This is a genomic window from Mesorhizobium sp. M7D.F.Ca.US.004.01.2.1, from assembly GCF_003997785.1.
GTDB classification, from domain to species: domain Bacteria; phylum Pseudomonadota; class Alphaproteobacteria; order Rhizobiales; family Rhizobiaceae; genus Mesorhizobium; species Mesorhizobium loti.
In genome coordinates this window covers 14,449-31,720 of record NZ_RZRQ01000032.1, presented here as the reverse complement: position 1 = coordinate 31,720, position 17,272 = coordinate 14,449, and the positions used below count along the sequence as shown (strand labels likewise).

The following is a 17,272-nucleotide window of genomic DNA, read 5'->3' as shown; positions in this document are numbered from 1 at the left end:
GACCAGCACGATGCCCTGGATCAGCGGCAGGTCGCGGTTGATGACGGCATCGATCGCCATATTGCCGAGGCCCTCATAGGAAAACAGCCGTTCGACGATGACGGTGCCGCCGATGAGGAAGGTGAACTGCACGCCGACCAGCGTCAGCGTCGGCAGCGCCGCGTTCTTCAGCGCCTCGCGCAGGATGACCTGCGTTTCCGAAAACCCTTTCACCCGCGCCAGTGTCACGTAGTCCAGCGTGATCACCTCCTTGAGCGACATCTTCAGCAGCTGCGAAATGATCGCCGCCAGCGGCAGCGCCAGCGCCAGAGCCGGCAGGACCATGTGGCTCATCAGATCCCGCGTTACGTCGAAGCGTAGCCGCACGATGCTCTCGATCAGATAGAATTGCGTCGAGAACTGCAGGTTGAGATCCGGCGACACTCGGCCCGATATGTAGAAGATGGGGGCCAGAACGCCGAACAGCAGGATCAGCACCAGCCCCCACAAGAAATCAGGTATGGACAGCACGGCGCCGTTGGCGACATCTATCGCCCCCTCCGCAGCGGTGCCCTGCTCGCGCGTGCCAAGGACAGCGAGCGGCACGCCGATCAGCAGCGCGATCAGCAGCGCAAACGTCGATAGCTCAAGCGTCGCCGGGAGCCTGGCAAGCACCAGCGTTATGACATCCTGGCGCAACGAGATCGATGTGCCGAAGTTGCCCTGCAACACGCCGGAGACCCAGATGAAGTATTGCTCCACCAGCGACTTGTCCAAACCGTAGAAGGCGCGCAGGCGATCAATGTCGACTTGGGTGGCTCCGGGCGGGAGCATCATGGCGATCGGATCGCCGGGCGCGACGCGGATAATGACGAAGACCACGACTGAAACGCCCAGAAGCGTGATGGCGATCGTTAGCAACCGAAGAACCAGTCGGTTCAGGATCATGTTGGGAAGTCCGGAGAGGTGATCAGGATATGGCTGTTTCAGAAGCGCTATGCATAGCCGAGCAGGTTGCCCCCCGATGGGGGGCAACATTCCAGCCGACACGCAAACTCATGACACCGGCGGCTTAAGCCGCCGGTGTCATGAGCGCCGGGAGGAGCGCGCCGGAAACATGCGGTACGACATTCACTTTTTTCGAATGAAGGATCGGCTGGGCGTACTGCACAAGGGGCAATACATAAGCGTTTTCCGCGATCATCTTGTCGACCGCCTTGTAGCCCGCGATCCGCTTGGCCTCGTCGGCTTCTGTCCACAGCGGCGCAATGGCCGCAACGAGATCTTGGCTATCCCAGACGGAGCCCGGCCCAGGGCCGAACATAGCGAAACCGGTGGACGTGGACGGATCGCCGATCGAATTGCCCCAGTTGTAGAATGCCGCTGGCGCGAGCTTGTCGGCCACACGCAGCTCGAAATGCTTGGCGACCTCGTAGACTTCGATCGTGGCTTCGATGCCGACCTTGCGCCACATACCGACGATTGCCTGGATCATCTCGTAGTCCTTGGGCTTGAAGCCCTTGGTCGTCTGAATGACGAATTTTGCCGGCTTATCAGTGGAATAGCCTGAAGCAGCGAGCAGTTCTTTCGCCTTTTCAGGGTTGTGTTCCACCTTGATGGACGGATCGAAGGCCAGGTATTCCGGGGTCTGCAACGTATCGAGCGGCCGTCCGTAGCCGCGCAGCAGGCGGTCCACCAGCAGCTTCTTGTCTATCGCCATAACGGCGGCCTTACGCACATTGGCGTCCAGCATCACCTCAATGTCGTTGAAGAAAACCATCCCGATATCGGAGATGTTTTTGCATGAGCCGGCAAGATTGCCAGCAGCCATCAGCCGGTCATACTCCTCGTAGGGGACCTCGAGGGTCACCTGGGACGATCCGGATTCGATCTCAGCCACCCGGCTTGCCGTGTCGGTCACGAACCGAATTGTGACATCCTGGAAAGCCGGCTTGCCGCCCCAGTAGTTGGGGTTCGCCTTCAGCCGCAGGAAAGCGTTGCGCTCGAACTTGTCGACCATATAGGGGCCGGTTCCGATCGGCTTTGCCTCGAAGCCTTCCGGTCCGACCTTCTCGTAATAGGCCTTCGGAAGCACATAGCCGGTGAGGAAGGACATCCACTTAAAGTAAACAGGGTCGAACTGCACCACGTCGCCGGTGACCTTGTTGCCGTCGGTCTTGAAATTGGTGACGTTCTTCCAGACTGATTGGATCGGGTTGCCAGTTTCGTCCTTGCCGGCGCGGTCGAGTGACCACGCAAGATCCTCGGCGGTAAAGGGTGATCCGTCGTGCCAGGTCACCCCTTCACGGATGGTCATCATGACCTTCTTGCGATCGTCGCTCCAGCCCCACTGCGTGATCAGCCCCTTGTCGAGTGATAAGTCAGGCTTCTGCAGGATGATCTGGTCGAAGACAGACTGATAAATGCCCTGGATCGTGGGATTGACGGCCGAAGGACCCGCCGTCGGATCCCAGGAGGGGAGGTTTACGTTATAGGCGATCGTGAGATCGCTTGACTGGGCTCGAACAAGGTTCGGCATACCCAGCGTTGCTGCACCGAGCGCACCTGCGCCGTAGCCGAGCACTTTTCGTCTGTTGATTAGCATCTTGGTTCCCCTGTCGCTGTTGCGTACCGAAGCAGCCATCCGATAACGCGCCCTATCTGATGAGACCTTGGCCAAAGCCATGCCACACGCTGCTTTTTCGGCAATCTTAGTTGTTCCGAAGGGTCGGACAATGCGGCTGGAAAACTTGGTCTTTGCGTTGAATGCAACAACCATCGGCCTCGTCGGGAGCGCTCCCGCTCACTTTCCGGCGAGGTTCTGAGCCAGCAGGAACCCGGATCCGGCGCCAACGCCTGCTCCTGGCCAAACGGATGCGCCGACCAGATGAAGATTGCGGACGGGAGTGCTACCGTTGGCGCGGCCCGCTGCCGGACGAAAAAGGAAGTTCTGCGCCAGATGGTGGCTGCCGCCCAGCCCGTCGCCTCCGACCAGGTTGACGTTCATTGCCTGCAGGTCGAGCGGCGAAAAGACCGCGCGCGCCATTATGCTTTCCGTAAGCCCAGGTGCGTGCTTTTCAATGATGGCAACGACGCGGTCGGCGTAGGCTTCCTTGGCCAAACGCCAGTCGCGTGAATCGATAGTGCCGGCCTCGTCGCGTTCGATGATCTTCGGAAGCATGCGCACTTGGATCCAAAGGATGTGGTTGCCTTCGGGGGCTCGGCCGGGGTCAATCGCGGTCGCCTGGCCGACCACGAGCACCGGCTCCGCCGGCATGATGCCGGCGACCGCCTGCTGGTAGACACGCGCCATTTGGTCAAGCGAGGGTGCGATGTGCACGTAGGCAAAACGGCGAAGCTCCTCGCTGGCGCGCCAATTCGGGAGCTCCTTCGTCGCGAGATGGACCATCAAGGTGCCTGGCGCATGTCTGAACTTGCCCATGGCCTGGTCGAAGCCGGCATCGCCCGAACTGCCGCCGAGCAATCCAAGCAGCGCGGAAGGCGTGACGCCGGCGATGACGACCTTGGAGGCGGTCACCTGCTCGCCAGACGCAAGCACAACGCCGGTCGCACGATTGCCGCTGACGCTGATCGTCTCGACATCGGCATTGGTACGGATGACGCCTCCCGCCGAGGTGATCAGCGTTTCCATCGCCTTGATCATGGTGTCGGCGCCGCCTTTGCCCAACACCAATCCAAAAGCCTGGCTGGCCATGGACTCCAGATAAGGGAAAATCGCTCCGCCCGGAATATCCGGAGCAAAATCCAGATGCATGCCCCAGGCGGCCATGGTCGCGCGCACTTCCGGGCTTTCGAAGGTTTGATCCAGCCACTCGCGAGAGGAGGAGAGCAGGAACCGCAACATCTCGAGCGAACCTCGCACGCCCTTGGCGCGCCAAATTGCCCACGCCGTGGCAGCCAGGCCCCAGGCCGTCATTGGCGATCCAAGCAGACGCAGGAGCGGCCCAGAGTCTTTCGGGAATCGCTCGGCGAGCCGGCGCCATTGTTCGGCATCGCGGTGCGAGAGATTTACGAGCCGTGACAGATTGCGGTTTAGGTCGCTGCTGACGCCGAACCACTTGTCATCTGCGAAGACGCTGGCGAAGCAATCTGTTGCCGGCGCGAAGGCAAGACCTGCCTCAACGAGCTTCTCCCGATAGGCGCGGTAGAAGGCAGAACCGGCGAAAAGGTTCAGGTTCATCGCGCCGAGATCGTGCCGATAGCCCGGAAGGGTGATTTCCTCGGTGCGCACCGCGCCGCCGCAGACCGCGTTGCGCTCGAACACCCCAACCTTCCAGCCGCGTTGCGCGAGATGCGCCGCACAGGCCAGCGCGTTGTGGCCGCCGCCTATGAGGATTGCGTCAAAGCTTGTCATTCCTGTCCTCCTTACGGCAAACTCACATTGCCCATACCGCGCTCACGGCCAGCTTTGGCTCGATCCCGTGTTTCACGCGTTGATTGGAACGCCTGCCGCAAAGGCGTCCATCGACGCAAAATCTTTGGAAGGTCCCGTTCAGGACAGCCGAGATGCGGAGCTGCCAGGCACACGCGAATGCGTTGCTAGCGGTCCAGTCGGTGATCATGACGACAAGGCCCGCAGAAACGCATACGGCCATCGGCTGATTGCGGCGGCCTTCACTGCCCTTCACTCGATATCGGACCGTCCGGTACTAGCCGGTGATTCCGGTCGGCGGCGTCATGAACGCCGAGGCGCGACTGATGCCCGAGCCAGCGTTGTCCCGAAGTTCACCGGCATCTTGTCCGTTTGCGCTACGATCATTCTCCACCGTTTTCGAGGAGATATGCGTTCACCGTGTCTTCGGTGCGTCTGTTGTGGGCATGAAGAAGATCCAGCGTTTTCGTGAGGTCTCGGTCCAAGGCTGCCTTCATGATGGCTTCATGCTCCATCATGCCATCGCGGATCGTCCCCTCGAGAGTTACCGAAAGCGCGATGTAGCGTTCGATATGGTCGAACACAGAAGCCGTAAGCTGCAGCAACGTCGGCGATTCGCATCCGGAAACGAGCGCGCTGTGGAATGACCGGTGTGCCGCGCTCCACTCACCTTCCATGGTCGTTTCAGAGGACTTCCGCAAGCTGGCGAGGCGATGAAACGCGCCCACCAGCCTGACCTCCCATTCGATCGAGCCGTGTTCGAGCGCCCAAGTTACCGCGGTCACGTCGAGCGCCGTACGGACGCGCGCGATATCGTCAAAATGACCCTTTGAAAGGGGCGCCACGCGAAATCCCCGATTAGCCTCGAATACCACCAAACCGTCAGCAACGAGTTGCATCAGGGCTTCCCGGAGCGGGCTCGCGCCGAAGCCAAAGCGTGCCTTTAGTTCATCGAGTACCAGCCGCGAGCCAGGCTTCAACACACAGCGCAAAATGTTGCCGCGCAGCAAATCGACCAGTTGGTCGGAGCCAAGATCGTCTCTAAACGCCATCGGCACCGACTTCATTGTAGAGAATTTTCGTGCTGTTCAACCGCGCAGACCGCGGACGCGCCGCTGCCAACAGCAGCCGTATGCTTGCGCACAACAGCGCTCCCAACGTGGGACGAGATGAGGTCGTAAAGTTCGCTCGGCGAGTAATGCGAGCGCTGGATGATAATTCCATTGCCCGCAAGGGCATCCTGAAGGGCGGACGACAGCGCATGCAGCGCACAGCCGCCACCCTCACCCATGCCCTTGGCGCCGTTGTACGTGAAGGGCGAAGGCGACTCCATGTTGCCCAGCTTGACCCGAGGCATGTTCATGATGGTGATAGGCGTGTAATCGCTGAAAGTAGCCGTAAGCAGATTGCCGTTTTCGTCGTAGCGCAAGCTTTCCATCAGCGCCGCGCCAATGCCGTGGGCGATGGCGCCGTTGACCTGTCCCCTCACGATCGTGTGGTTTATCACTCGTCCGCAATCGTCCATCGCCGCATAGTCCAGGATACGCACGGCCGACGTCAACTCATCGATCTCGACGACCACGACATGCAGTTGCGCGGCATAGGTCAGCGTCAGGTTGCCGTATTTTCGATCCAGGTCCGGAATCTCGAAGGGCGGACGGTAGACGTGCTTGCAGGCGAGCGTGAGATGCCCCGCTTCCTTCGGCAGCGTACCGCCTTCCAGGTAGAGGCGCGCCCACAATTGCCCGAAGGTGAGCGCGGTCGACCCGTCTTCGGTCATCACCACCGGCTGGCCGCCGACGGTTCCGACCTTGAGTCCGGCGACATCATTGCCCGTCACAATCGAAGCAAGCTCGACCAGTTCGGCCCTCAGCTTGTCCACCGCGCCATGCACAGCCGACAGCGAGCTGACCACGAACTGGCTCGCATAGGTGCCCGAAAAAGGCGTGTGAACGTCGCGCTGCGTGTCAAATCCGCTTTCGACATGAACGAATTCGAGTGGGATGCCCAGTTCGGCAGCCACCACCTGGGCCGCCACGGTTTCGTGGCTCTGGCCTTGCGGCACCGACCCCATCGCCACGTTCACCATACCCCCGCCGTCAATACGGACCCCTGCCCCTTCTGAATTGCCCGAGAAGGGCGAATAGGGCGTGATGATTTTGGACTGGCCGAAATTGTTGGTGCCGGAATCGAGCGTCGTGCCGATGCCGATGCCGATCAGCTTGCCCTCGGCGCGCATCGTCTTCTGCCTCGCACGCCATTCGTCCCATCCGACAAGCGCCTTGGCGGATTCCAGCATTTTCGCATAGTCGCCGCTGTCGTAGACGCAGCCGTTGGGCGTCGTCCAAGGCATTTCAGGAACGTAGTTGCGCCGACGAATCTCATCGGCAGGGATACCGAGCTGATGACCGCAGATGTCCACCACGCGCTCAAGGAACCAGATATGCTGCATGCGCGAGTAACCGCGATTGGAGCCGGTAGGACATTTGTTGGTGGACACCTGCCTGAAATCGATGCGCAGGTTCTGGAGTCGATAGTTGCCTGGCGCGACCTGGGACCAGATCACGCCGCCCAACGGCTCGTAGCGCGGATAGGCACCACCGTCGTCTATATGCGTCGAGTCGATAGCAAGGATGACGCCGTTCTCGTCGAGCGCAACACGTGTGTTCAGAAAAGTACGGTCGCTGCCATGTGAGCTGCTGACGAGATGCTCGCTGCGCGTCTCCGCCCACTTCACCGATCGACCGCCGACCTTCCGCGAGGCGATCGCCGCTAAGGTCATGTAAGTGAAGATGCCCTGCCTGACACCGAAGGCCCCGCCGATGTCGCGTGTCCTGATGCGGATCTTCTCCGGCGGCAGCCCGAGGACAGGCGCAATGTATTGCTGCGTGATACCGGGCTGCATCAGACCGGTCAGAAAGTCGACGCCGTCATCCCGATCCCATCGCGCGATAACGCCGCAGCATTCGAGCGGCGTGCTCGAGAAACGATGGAAATAGAGCTTGTCAATCTCGACGACGTGGGCCGCTGAAGCGAACGCCCCATCGACGTCACCCCAGTCGAATTTCCCACCCCAGACCAGATTGGTACCGGACTCTTTATGTATCACTGCATTGTCAGCAATCGCATCTTCGACGTCGATGACGACTGGTAGCGGCTCGTATTCGATATGCACCAACTCGCCTGCATCGACCCCAATTTCGGGTGAGCGCGCGACGATGCAAACCACGGGCTCGCCTTGGAATTTCACCGTTTCGACAGCAATGCCATAGTCGATGATCGGCCCAAGCGGACCTTGCGAAAACTCCTGGTACGGGACCGTCAGCGCCTTGACGTCTTCACCCGTGAAGGCTGCAACCACACCTTCCACTGCTAGCGCAGCCGAAAGGTCAATCGAAATAATATTCGCGTGTGCGTAAGGTGATCTTACAAAAACAAGATGAAGATGACTTACCGAATGGTCATCGTCAACGAAGCGTCCGGTGCCCCTGACCAGCCGTGCATCTTCGCGCCGCTCAAAACTATTCATCAACTACACCATTGCCTTGCGAATTCGGACCATGCCGAAGCCATTTGGGGATCGAGGCCAAGGTCGACGATATGAGCGTGTCATAGCAGATTTTGCGAGTCAACCATGATCTGCTGTGTTTTCTCTAATTTTGCAAATCATCGATGATTTTTCATATTGACGTTAAAATGAGGAAGTGGTCCTGTGCGCGAAAGTGCAAGCTGGAGTATCGGCATGACCGAGTCAGAATTACCTGTCATCGTTGTCGGGGGCGGGCCGGTCGGGCTGCTGACGGCGCTTGGGCTGCGCCATTACGGAGTTCCCGTGCGCGTCTTCGAAGCTAATGCAGGTCCCTCGATCATGACGAAGGCTGGAACGATCCTGCCTCGGACACTCGAAATCATGCGGCGCTATGGGGCCGTGAACAACATCGTCGGCGCAGCCATCCGCGTCGAGGAGATAGGGGAGCTCAGGCGCAGCACCGGCGAGTTGACCTTGTCCCTGCGAACGGGACTAGTCGATGCCGAAACCCGCTTTCCATTCTTCGCAAACCTGCCACAGCACCAGTTGGAACCGCTGCTGACACAAACGCTGACCGAGCGGGCGGGCCCGCAGGTTATCTCGTACGACCACAAGCTGATCGAGTATCGCCAGGATGCCTACGGCGTGGTTGCGACCTTCCAAACCGAGGCGGGTTTGGTCGAGGTCAGAGGCGCTTACCTCTTGGCCTGCGACGGTGGGCGCAGCGCGGCACGGGCACAAATGGGCGTGGAGGTCGAAGGCACGTCCCTCGATCTGCGATATACGCTCATCGACCTCGACCTCGACCTCGATGTCGCCAATCCACGGGACTACCCCTATCTCACCTATTTCTCCGATCCGAAGGAATGGATGATCCTTGTGCGTCAGCCGCATGGTTGGCGCTTCGTCTTTCCGGCGGCGCCGGACGCGCCCCAGCCGACGCCCGAGGACCTGAAGGCCCGCGTCTTCAAGTTCATCGGCGATGTCGACGGAGCGGTCATTCTGGAAAGCGCAAATTACCGTGTGCATCATCGGGTCGCGACGAGCTGGCGCGACGGTCGGGTCTTCCTGATGGGTGATGCCGCCCACCTGCTGACGCCGATGTGGGCACTCGGCCTGAACACTGGCGCCACCGACGCGCACAACCTGCCTTGGCGCCTCGCTTGGGTACACAAGGGTCTTGCGCCCGAGTCGCTGCTCGACGGCTACGAGCAGGAGCAGAAGACTATCGCCGTCAAGGGTGCCGGCGAAATGGCGGAAGCCGCGCGGCATCTCATGGATGCCAGGGGCGATGCGACTGACGTGATGTCCGGCTCGGACTGGGCCAATGTATATACGCGCTCATTGCTTGGCATGCGTCTCGACGTCAACGGCACCGGCTCATGGTCGATGGCCTGCACCGAGCTTGCCCCCGCATGCGTCGGCGAGCGGCTCCCCGACTTCCGCCTGCAGGGTCCGGACGGCCAGCCGATGCGGGCTCATGATCTGATCGATGGGAACTTCCTTGCGCTCCATTTCTGCGATGCCCGCCGCCGGCTAGACATGCCCGCCGATGACGGTGAGCGCCTTCGCCATTTCGCGGTTTCGCGTTGGGACATCCCGGCGTCGGATCCTCTGCGCGCCCGCATGCTGCTTGATATCGGCGACGCATTCCGCGTGCGGCTGGGGGTCGGAGACGGGTCCGTGGTGCTGGTCCGGCCGGACGACCATATCGTCCTGATCTGCAGCGAGGGCACCTTTCGCGACGAAGCTGCGAAGGCCATGCCCGCCCGCCCGCTGCAGAAGGACTAGGACAGCATGGCTATCGTACTGGACACGCATACCCATCTCGTACCGGTGCAATCGCGCCATCTGTCGGGCGTGCGAGGCATCGAATGGGATGCGGCAACCGAAAAACTTCTGATCGACGGCAAGACGATCGGCATGAAGCAGCTTTTCCGACCCTCGGCGCTCATCGACTGGATGGACCGGTTCTCCATCGGTCGCGCTTGGGTCTCGCCGCCGCCGCCGTTGTTCAGGCCGCATCTTGAGGCTGGAGCGGCCGGCGAATGGGCGCGCGCTCTGACGGCAGGCCTTGACGAAATCGTCGAACCCTTGCGGGACCGGCTGTCATCGGTCTGTTTCCTGCCGATCGAGCATCCGCGCGAGGCCGAGCGCATCGCAGCCGAGCGGCTGGCGGCTGGCAACAAGCTCTTCACCGCCTCGACGGGCTCGGGCGTCTTCCTCTCCCGAGCCGAGTATGACGGTTTGTGGCGCGTCCTGTCAGACGGCGGCGCGCTGCTGTTCCTGCATCCGGGCGAGAGCCACGACCAGCGGCTGGAACCCTTCTACCTCACCAACCTGCTCGGCAACCCGCAGGAAACCGGCATCGCGGTCGCCCACATGGTCTTTTCCGATGCGCTTGCACGCTTCGATGGCTTGACGGTGCTCCTGTCACATGGCGGCGGCACGGTGCCAGCGCTTGCAGGACGATGGGAGCAAGGCTTCCGCACCGACCGCCCTGGCGTCAACACGAGCATCGCGCCGCCGAGCGCTCAGTTGAAGCGCTTCCACGCCGATTGCGTTACCCACTCCAACGCCACACTGACAGCTGCCAGGGACGTGTTTGGAGGCGGCAACATTGTCTTCGGTTCAGACTGGCCCTTTCCGATGGGCCTGCTCGAACCGGACACGCAACTTGCTGGCAGCGGTCCCGCCGATATCTTCGGCGCGAACACCCAGAGATTGCTCGACGCTTTCCACTAGGCAAGCCTCCCACGGCCGCCTCCCGCCATGTTCCGCCAGCCGGAGCAGCACCGGCCAAATGAACAGCTGGAAACCCGAACGGCGCATCGAAATTGATCCGTTCGACGCGGATGCCTTTGATCCAGGCTGCAATGATGCAAGTCGCGCCTTCCCGTTACCCGCCCGCACCGCTGCGAGCGACTGCTACGAAAGATCCAGCGTGGTGGACCGGCCCCTGCCGGCGCTTTTGACCGTAGGCTTCCCGCGGGCGCCCTTCTGGGCAGCGCCTTCCGGTCCGAACAGCTGGGTCACGAGCTTGTCGAGCGTGCGCATATGATGCTGGCGCAGCAACACGACCGCTTCCTCGGTCTGCCGGTCGAGCGCGGCCTGCACCAAACCCTCATGCTCGGAGATGTCGTCGCGCGGCTGGTCGGTGATACCAACTGAAATGGCAATATAGCGCTCGACCTGGTCGAACAGCCCCGAGTGAAACGATCTTAGAAGTTCCGAGCCGCAGGCCGAGATCAACGCGGAATGGAAGGCCCGGTGCGCAGTGCGCCAGTCGTCGGACGAACTTGCCGAAGGGACCGCCGTCTTCGAGAAGCGCTTGAGCCGATGCAAGGCGCCGACGAGTGAGGACTCCCACTCCACGCCGCCCTGGTCGATTGACCATCCCAGACAGAGGACCTCGATCTCGGTTCGAACGTGCATCACGTCCATCAGATGATCCTTGGAGATAGGCACGACTCGGAAACCCTTGTTGGGCTCCAGGAGGACGAGCCCTTCGGACTCCAGGCGCATCAGCGCCTCCCGCAGGGGACTAGGCCCCACGCCGTAGCGAAGACGCAATTCATCCAGACGCAATCGAGCGTTGGGCTCAAACTGGGAGGTAACGATATCCTTGCGCAGGCTCTCGTAAGCTTGGAATGCGAGGGAGACATCACTCGATCCTTTTTTTGGCGGCATCTTGCGGTTCTCCATCAGCGCGATCGAATGGCGCTCACCTGCGATCGCTTAGGTCCGCTTTAGCATCACAATTAGGTAAAATGCGAGCAGGCAACGGCGGCGTTGGATTTTGTCCATGATTGCAACATCCCGACGAAAGCAGCCCCGAAGACAGTCCCACTTCTGCCCAAAGGCAGCGTCGCGTGGAGCAACATCTACGTGTGCGATGCGCCTGCCTGGCATTTGTGACTGCTGTACGGCTCGCAGCGAAGCCGGCCAGCGCCGCGTGGCGCAGTTCTGACTCGTTTGCTGCGCCTAGACGGTGGGCCGCCGCTCCGGTCGGCTGCGGTTCTTCATCTGCCGTTCCAAGAGATCTAGCAACGCGATGGCGGCCGATGATAGGCGGCGGCCGACGCGTGTGACGATGTTCACTCGTCCAGTGTTCAATTCCGGATTCGAGATCGGCAGCGCAAGCAGTCGGCCCGCCTCGACATAGTCGGAAACGCAGCCAAGCGGCATGATGGTTGCGACCGTGCCCGCCGAGGTCACATCCGCTATGAACTGGACGGATGATGCGGTGATCCGCGTGTCCAGAAACAAGCCATGATTAGCCTCGAATTCGGACAGCACATCGCGAATACGGAACCCGCCTTCAGGCAGGATCAGGGGCTGATTGACGAGATCGCGAATGTCGATTTTGGACGCCGACGCCAGCGAATGGTGCGGCGCGACAATCAGATAGTTAGGCTCGGGGAAACCCGACCGCGACCAGACGCGCGGATCGATAGGTGCATCCATGACCACGCCGAAATGCGCCATGTCGTCGCGGACCATCGATATGACGGCGCGCGAGGGGGCCGAGACGACATCGATGCGAACGCCGGGCAGCCTGGCCGTGTACTCAGCCACCGCCCGCGCGATAACCACACGCATCAGCCCGGTGCCCACCGCAATCCTCAAATGACCTGTGCGCAGTCCCTTGAGGTCGTCGAGGTCTGTGACCAAGGCTTCCTGCTGCGCCAGGCGGTCGCGGTAATATTCGATCAGGCGCTCGCCGGCTGGGGTCAGGAGCACGCGATGCCGGTTCTTCTCGATCAGTTCGATGCCAATTTCCTTCTCCAGCGCGGTGATCTGCCGGCTGATGGAGGACGGTGCCATGTCGAGGAAATCGCTTGCCGCCCGCATCGTGCCCAGGCGCACGGATTCGTAGAGATATCTCAGCCTTTCGGCTGGAAAGTCGCGGTAGGTGCCCGATGGCGTCATCTAGGTTCCGTTCGCACGGCCGCACATCGGCCAACGTAGTCGCCCTCCTTCACGCCGGCAACGGTTCGCGTGATGGCGCTCGCACCGTCATTGACACCTTGGCACCGCGTCTTTCGGCAGTGCCTGAGAGCAACGCGTGGATATCGCTGGGCGAGTAATGCGACTGGTCGAGCCGCATCCCGGTGGTCGCTACGGCATCCTGTAAAGCAGACGAGATCGCGAAGATCGGACCGCCACCGCCTTCGCCCATGCCTTTGGCGCCGTTATAGGTGAAGGGCGAAGGCGATTCACGGTTGCCGTAGTGCAGGTTGGGCATGTTCATGATCGTGAGGGGGCAGTAGTCGCTGAAGGTGGCGGTCAGAAGGTTGCCGGCCTCGTCATATTTCAAGCACTCCATCAGCGCGGCGCCAAAGCCATGAGCGGCCGCGCCGATCACCTGGCCCTTGACGATCTGATGGTTGATGACCTTGCCGCAGTCGTCAACGATCGAATAGTCGTGGACATGAATATTATAGGTGAGCGGATCCAGTTCGATCACGGCGACATGCACCTGCGCAGCATAGGTGAGCGTCAGGTTACCGAACTTCTTCTCGATGTCCGGCACCTGGAACGGTGCACGATAGACATGGCGGCAATTCAGCGAGACATCCATAAGCTCAGGTGGAAGCTCGGCGCTCTGAGCGTTGACGAGGTTCGAGATCCGCGCCAGCGAAACCGACTGCCCGTCAGGCGCGGCCACCGAGGCGACGCCATCGAAAGTCCCTACCCTCAGCGTTTCGGCAGGCTGGCCCAGGAAATAGCTGCCGGCCCGCAGCAATTCCTCCCTCAACTTCTCCACGGCGCCATGGATGGCGCCGAGGCTCGTCACCGCGAATTGCGAGGCATAGGTGCCCGAATGGTTGTTGTGCGACATGCGCTCTGAATCGAAGCCGATGGCGACCAGAACCAGATCGGAGGATATACCCAACTCCTGACCGACAACCTGCGCGGCGATCGTTTCGTGGCTCTGCCCCTGCGGCACCGAACCGACGGAGACGGTGACTGTCCCATCCACGCCCAGGCGCACATTGGCCACCTCCGAATTGCCGGAGAGCGGCGAGTTCGGATTGACGATGCGCGACTGGCCGAAATTGTTGGTGCCGGAATCCAGCGCCGTGCCGATCCCGATGCCGACGATCCGGCCCTCGGCGCGCCAGGCGTCGCGCTTGGCGATCCAATCGTCCCAGCCGATCAGGTCCTTCGCCATTTCCAGCATAGCGCCGTAGTCCCCGGAATCGTAGACGCAGCCGTTGGGCGTGGTCCATGGCATTTCGGGGACATAGTTGCGCTTGCGCATGACATCGGGTGCGATGCCCATCTCATGGGCGCAGATGTCGATCACCCGCTCGAGGAACCAGACATTCTGCATTCGCGAAAAGCCGCGGTTGGGTCCCACGGGGCATTTGTTGGTCATTGCCTGGCGGAAATCGACACGCAGGTTCTGCAATCGGTAAGAGGCCGGGGCAACCTGGCTCCAGATGACAGCGCCGAGAGGCTCATAGCGCGGATAGGCACCGCAGTCGTCGACATGCCGCGCGTCCACTGCGGTGATCTCGCCATCGGCCGTGAGCGCTACACGGATGTCCAGGAAGGTGCGCTCGTTGCCATGTGCGCTGCCCTGCAGGTGCTCGCGTCTCTCCTCGATCCACTTCACTGGGCGATAGCCCACCTTGCGCGAGCACAGCGCCGCGATCATCAGATAAGGATAGAGGTTCTGCTTGATGCCGAAGCCGCCGCCGATGTCTTGCGTGCGGATGCGTAGCTGCTCGGGCGAGATCCGCAGCGCGGGTGCGATAAACTTCATCGCCACGCCCGGCTGGATCAGGTTGCACAGCATGTCCACCCGCCCGGTCGGCTCCCAGGTGACGAGACCGGCAAATCCCTCGAGCGGCGTGCTCGAGAAACGGTGGAACTTCAGCCGGTCGATCTCGACGACGACATCGGCGCTGTCAAAGGCGCCGTCCACGTCTCCCCAGTCGAACAGCGAGCCCCAGGTTTGATTGGTCCCCGATTCATCGTGAAGGATTGGCGCATCGACCCCCAGCGAGGCAACTGCATCAACGACGACCGGCAAGGGGTCGTAGTCGACGCGCACGAGTTCTACGCCGTCACTGGCAATGGCGGCGCTTGTCGCCACGACAGCTGCGACGGGCTCCCCTTGAAAGCGCACCCGTTCGGTTGCCATGCAATAGTCGCTGATACGGCTGGTCGGCTCCGGTGCCATCTGTGGGAAGCGATTGGTTAGCTCGCGTACTTCCGCGCCGGTTAGGACGCAGGCCACTCCCGGCAGCGACTCGGCGCGGCTTGTGTCCATGCCCAGTATACGCGCATGCGCATAGGGCGAGCGCACCAGCTTGCAATGAAGTGCGCGTGATCCTTCGTCGTCGACGAAGCGGCCACGTCCGCGGATCAGGCGGCCGTCCTCGCGCCGCACGATGGGCTTGTCGTTGCTCATGATGGCAGATCCTCGTTCGGGCTTTTCGCCCTTGTGGCGCCGAACAGCCCTTTCATCGAGGTGACCGAGCGCTTCATCAGGCTAGCCGAGGCAGCCGGTTCGGGTTGCACTACGCCGAGCTCCTTTTGCACCGCCACGACCAGTGATTTGACCTGACGTCGCGCCAGCGGCAGCAGGATGCCCTGCGCCAGGGATGCGAGCGTGCCGCTGACGGTGCCTTCGCTCGTCCAATTCACCCGCGAGCCCGCGTCGAGGGGCTCGATGACGAAGGTCATGCGCGCGTCGATCATACCCAGCGCATGGCGACCATTGATTGTGTAGACCACGCGTTCGTTTGGCACTGACTCGACACGGCGCGCCGCGACATCGGCTTGCCCCCGGATCTGTGGGACGCCCACTTCGAGGAGCACGCCAAAGCCGTCGCCTTCGACCGAATGCAGTTCCTTGAAATAGGGGAGGATCGGAGCAAAAGTCCGCGGCTCGGTGATGAAGACGAAGGTTTCCGCAGGCGACGCAGTCACCTCGAAATTGCCGTCCATGTCTACTTTCATTGTGCGGTTTCCTTGAGCTTGACGGCGGCGGCCTTAACCGCCGCGATGATCGGGAGATAGCCGGTGCAGCGGCAGGTATTGCCGCTAAAGGCTTTGCGGATGGCGGCCTCGTCGGGATCGGCATTGACGCTGAGCAGCGCCAGCGCCGACATCAGGAAGCCGGGCGTGCAGAAGCCGCACTGCAACGCATGATTTTCCGCAAAGGACTGCTGCAGGACATGCAGGCCTTCAGGCGTTTCAAGTCCCTCCACCGTGGTGACTTCTGCGCCATCGGCCTGCAGCGCGAGCACCGTGCAGGACTTGGCCGAGCGGCCGTCGACGACCACCGTACAGGCGCCGCAATAGCTGGTATCGCAGCCCACATGCGTGCCGGTCAGACCGGCGTTCTCGCGGATTAGCTCCACCAGGAGGGTCCGCGGCTCGACTTCAAATTGCAGTTGGTGACCGTTCAGCTTCAGGGCCATGCGCACAGTCGGATACTCAGCCATAATATTGATGTGTCTCCACTGCGGGGCGCCCGAGACGGCGTGCCTCGACGATGCCAAATGCGCGTTTGACCAGGCCACGCGCGAGTTGCCGCTTGTATTCCTCCGTACCCTTTGCGTCGGCGAAGGGCTCGACGAAGATCGATGCGGCTTCGGCTACTTCTTCGACCAAGTTCTCGGTGACCTGTCTGCCGGCGGCGATGTCGTTTCCCTCGTCGAAGGCAAGCGCGGTCAGGCCGAGGCAACCGAAGCCCATGCGCAGGCTCGCGATCCGATCACCGTCATAGGCGATCTGCATGGCACAGCTCGCCGTCGGATAGGCCGGTGCGCAACGCTTGAAGGCAACGAATGTGCCGTAGCCCTCCAACGCCTGGCGGGCTATGGCGACGCGCGTGATCAGTTCGCCGGGCTCCAGGGCCGGTGTGTAAGCGTCCTCCAGCAGTTCGCGCACGCCTTGGACACGCCGGCTGTCGCGACCTTCGCACAAGACCTGTGCATCGAGCGCGACCAGCAGCGCCGGCCAGCAGCTGCAGGGATCAGCCTCGGCCAGTGATCCGCCGATCGTGCCCATGTTGCGAACTTGCGTGTCGGCGATGCCCTGTCCGCAGTCGCGCAGAATGCTGAAGCGTTCAGCAACGTCCGAGCCTGCAATGTCCACATGGGTCGCCAGGGCACCGATCTCGACGGCGGCGGCGCCGAGTGCGATGTCGCGCGCGCCGGAAATTCCGCGCAGGTCAACGAGCAGGGCCGGCTTCAGCAGACGCAGCTTCATCATTGGGATCAGGGTTTGCCCACCAGCAATCGCCTTGGCGTCCGGATCGGCCGCCAGAACCGCGGAAGCTTCCGAGAAGCTCCCCGCCCTGATGAAATTGAATGGCGCGGGGTACATGGATTTCCTTTCGGAGAAAG

13 protein-coding genes are annotated in these 17,272 nt (G+C 61.5%); 2 read left to right on the top strand and 11 right to left on the bottom strand.

Going from position 1 to position 17,272, the window contains the following annotated elements; translation table 11 throughout:
* The 5 genes from EN993_RS07985 to EN993_RS07965 all read right to left on the bottom strand — a co-directional run.
* On the bottom strand, positions 1 to 927 hold a 927-nt coding region (locus tag EN993_RS07985; protein ID WP_164757575.1), incomplete at its 3' end, for an ABC transporter permease.
* Between the two features lie 124 nt (positions 928 to 1,051).
* Complete coding sequence (locus tag EN993_RS07980) at positions 1,052 to 2,584, bottom strand: ABC transporter substrate-binding protein (protein WP_127262870.1); 1,533 nt, start codon at positions 2,582 to 2,584, stop codon at positions 1,052 to 1,054.
* A gap of 198 nt (positions 2,585 to 2,782) precedes the next feature.
* On the bottom strand, positions 2,783 to 4,354 hold the full coding sequence (locus EN993_RS07975) for an NAD(P)/FAD-dependent oxidoreductase (protein WP_127262867.1): 1,572 nt from the start codon (positions 4,352 to 4,354) through the stop codon (positions 2,783 to 2,785).
* Positions 4,355 to 4,755: 401 nt separating this feature from the next.
* The gene (locus EN993_RS07970; RefSeq protein ID WP_127262866.1) at positions 4,756 to 5,439 is read right to left on the bottom strand and encodes an FCD domain-containing protein; all 684 of its coding nucleotides are present in this window, start codon (positions 5,437 to 5,439) and stop codon (positions 4,756 to 4,758) included.
* A complete protein-coding gene (locus EN993_RS07965) occupies positions 5,436 to 7,901 on the bottom strand; it encodes a xanthine dehydrogenase family protein molybdopterin-binding subunit (protein WP_127262865.1) in 2,466 nt (821 codons plus the stop codon). Before EN993_RS07965 ends, EN993_RS07970 begins: the two co-directional genes overlap by 4 nt.
* 213 nt (positions 7,902 to 8,114) lie before the next feature.
* On the opposite strand from EN993_RS07965, the gene EN993_RS07960 reads away from it, so the two are divergent.
* Together EN993_RS07960 and EN993_RS07955 are read left to right on the top strand one after the other, a co-directional pair.
* On the top strand, positions 8,115 to 9,692 hold the full coding sequence (locus EN993_RS07960; protein WP_245468692.1) for an FAD-dependent monooxygenase: 1,578 nt from the start codon (positions 8,115 to 8,117) through the stop codon (positions 9,690 to 9,692).
* A gap of 6 nt (positions 9,693 to 9,698) precedes the next feature.
* Positions 9,699 to 10,646 (top strand): amidohydrolase family protein, encoded by a 948-nt coding sequence (locus tag EN993_RS07955; protein ID WP_127262863.1) that lies wholly within the window; start codon positions 9,699 to 9,701, stop codon positions 10,644 to 10,646.
* A gap of 183 nt (positions 10,647 to 10,829) precedes the next feature.
* On the opposite strand, the gene EN993_RS07950 is transcribed toward EN993_RS07955, so the two are convergent.
* The 6 genes from EN993_RS07950 to EN993_RS07925 all read right to left on the bottom strand — a co-directional run bounded on the left by EN993_RS07950 (position 10,830) and on the right by EN993_RS07925 (position 17,252).
* Positions 10,830 to 11,606, bottom strand: coding sequence for an FCD domain-containing protein (locus EN993_RS07950; protein WP_127262862.1), 777 nt, complete (start codon positions 11,604 to 11,606; stop codon positions 10,830 to 10,832).
* A gap of 279 nt (positions 11,607 to 11,885) precedes the next feature.
* A complete protein-coding gene (locus EN993_RS07945) occupies positions 11,886 to 12,833 on the bottom strand; it encodes a LysR family transcriptional regulator (RefSeq protein ID WP_127262861.1) in 948 nt (315 codons plus the stop codon).
* A gap of 49 nt (positions 12,834 to 12,882) precedes the next feature.
* Complete coding sequence (locus EN993_RS07940) at positions 12,883 to 15,327, bottom strand: xanthine dehydrogenase family protein molybdopterin-binding subunit (RefSeq protein ID WP_127262860.1); 2,445 nt, start codon at positions 15,325 to 15,327, stop codon at positions 12,883 to 12,885.
* The gene (locus tag EN993_RS07935; protein ID WP_127262859.1) at positions 15,324 to 15,866 is read right to left on the bottom strand and encodes an SRPBCC domain-containing protein; all 543 of its coding nucleotides are present in this window, start codon (positions 15,864 to 15,866) and stop codon (positions 15,324 to 15,326) included. The genes EN993_RS07940 and EN993_RS07935 overlap by 4 nt, the downstream gene beginning before the upstream one ends.
* Positions 15,867 to 15,874: 8 nt before the next feature.
* Entirely contained in the window at positions 15,875 to 16,342 is a 468-nt protein-coding gene (locus tag EN993_RS07930) for a (2Fe-2S)-binding protein (protein WP_245468690.1), read from the bottom strand.
* 16 nt (positions 16,343 to 16,358) lie between these two features.
* Positions 16,359 to 17,252, bottom strand: coding sequence for an FAD binding domain-containing protein (locus EN993_RS07925; RefSeq protein WP_127262857.1), 894 nt, complete (start codon positions 17,250 to 17,252; stop codon positions 16,359 to 16,361).
* Positions 17,253 to 17,272 lie beyond the last annotated feature (20 nt).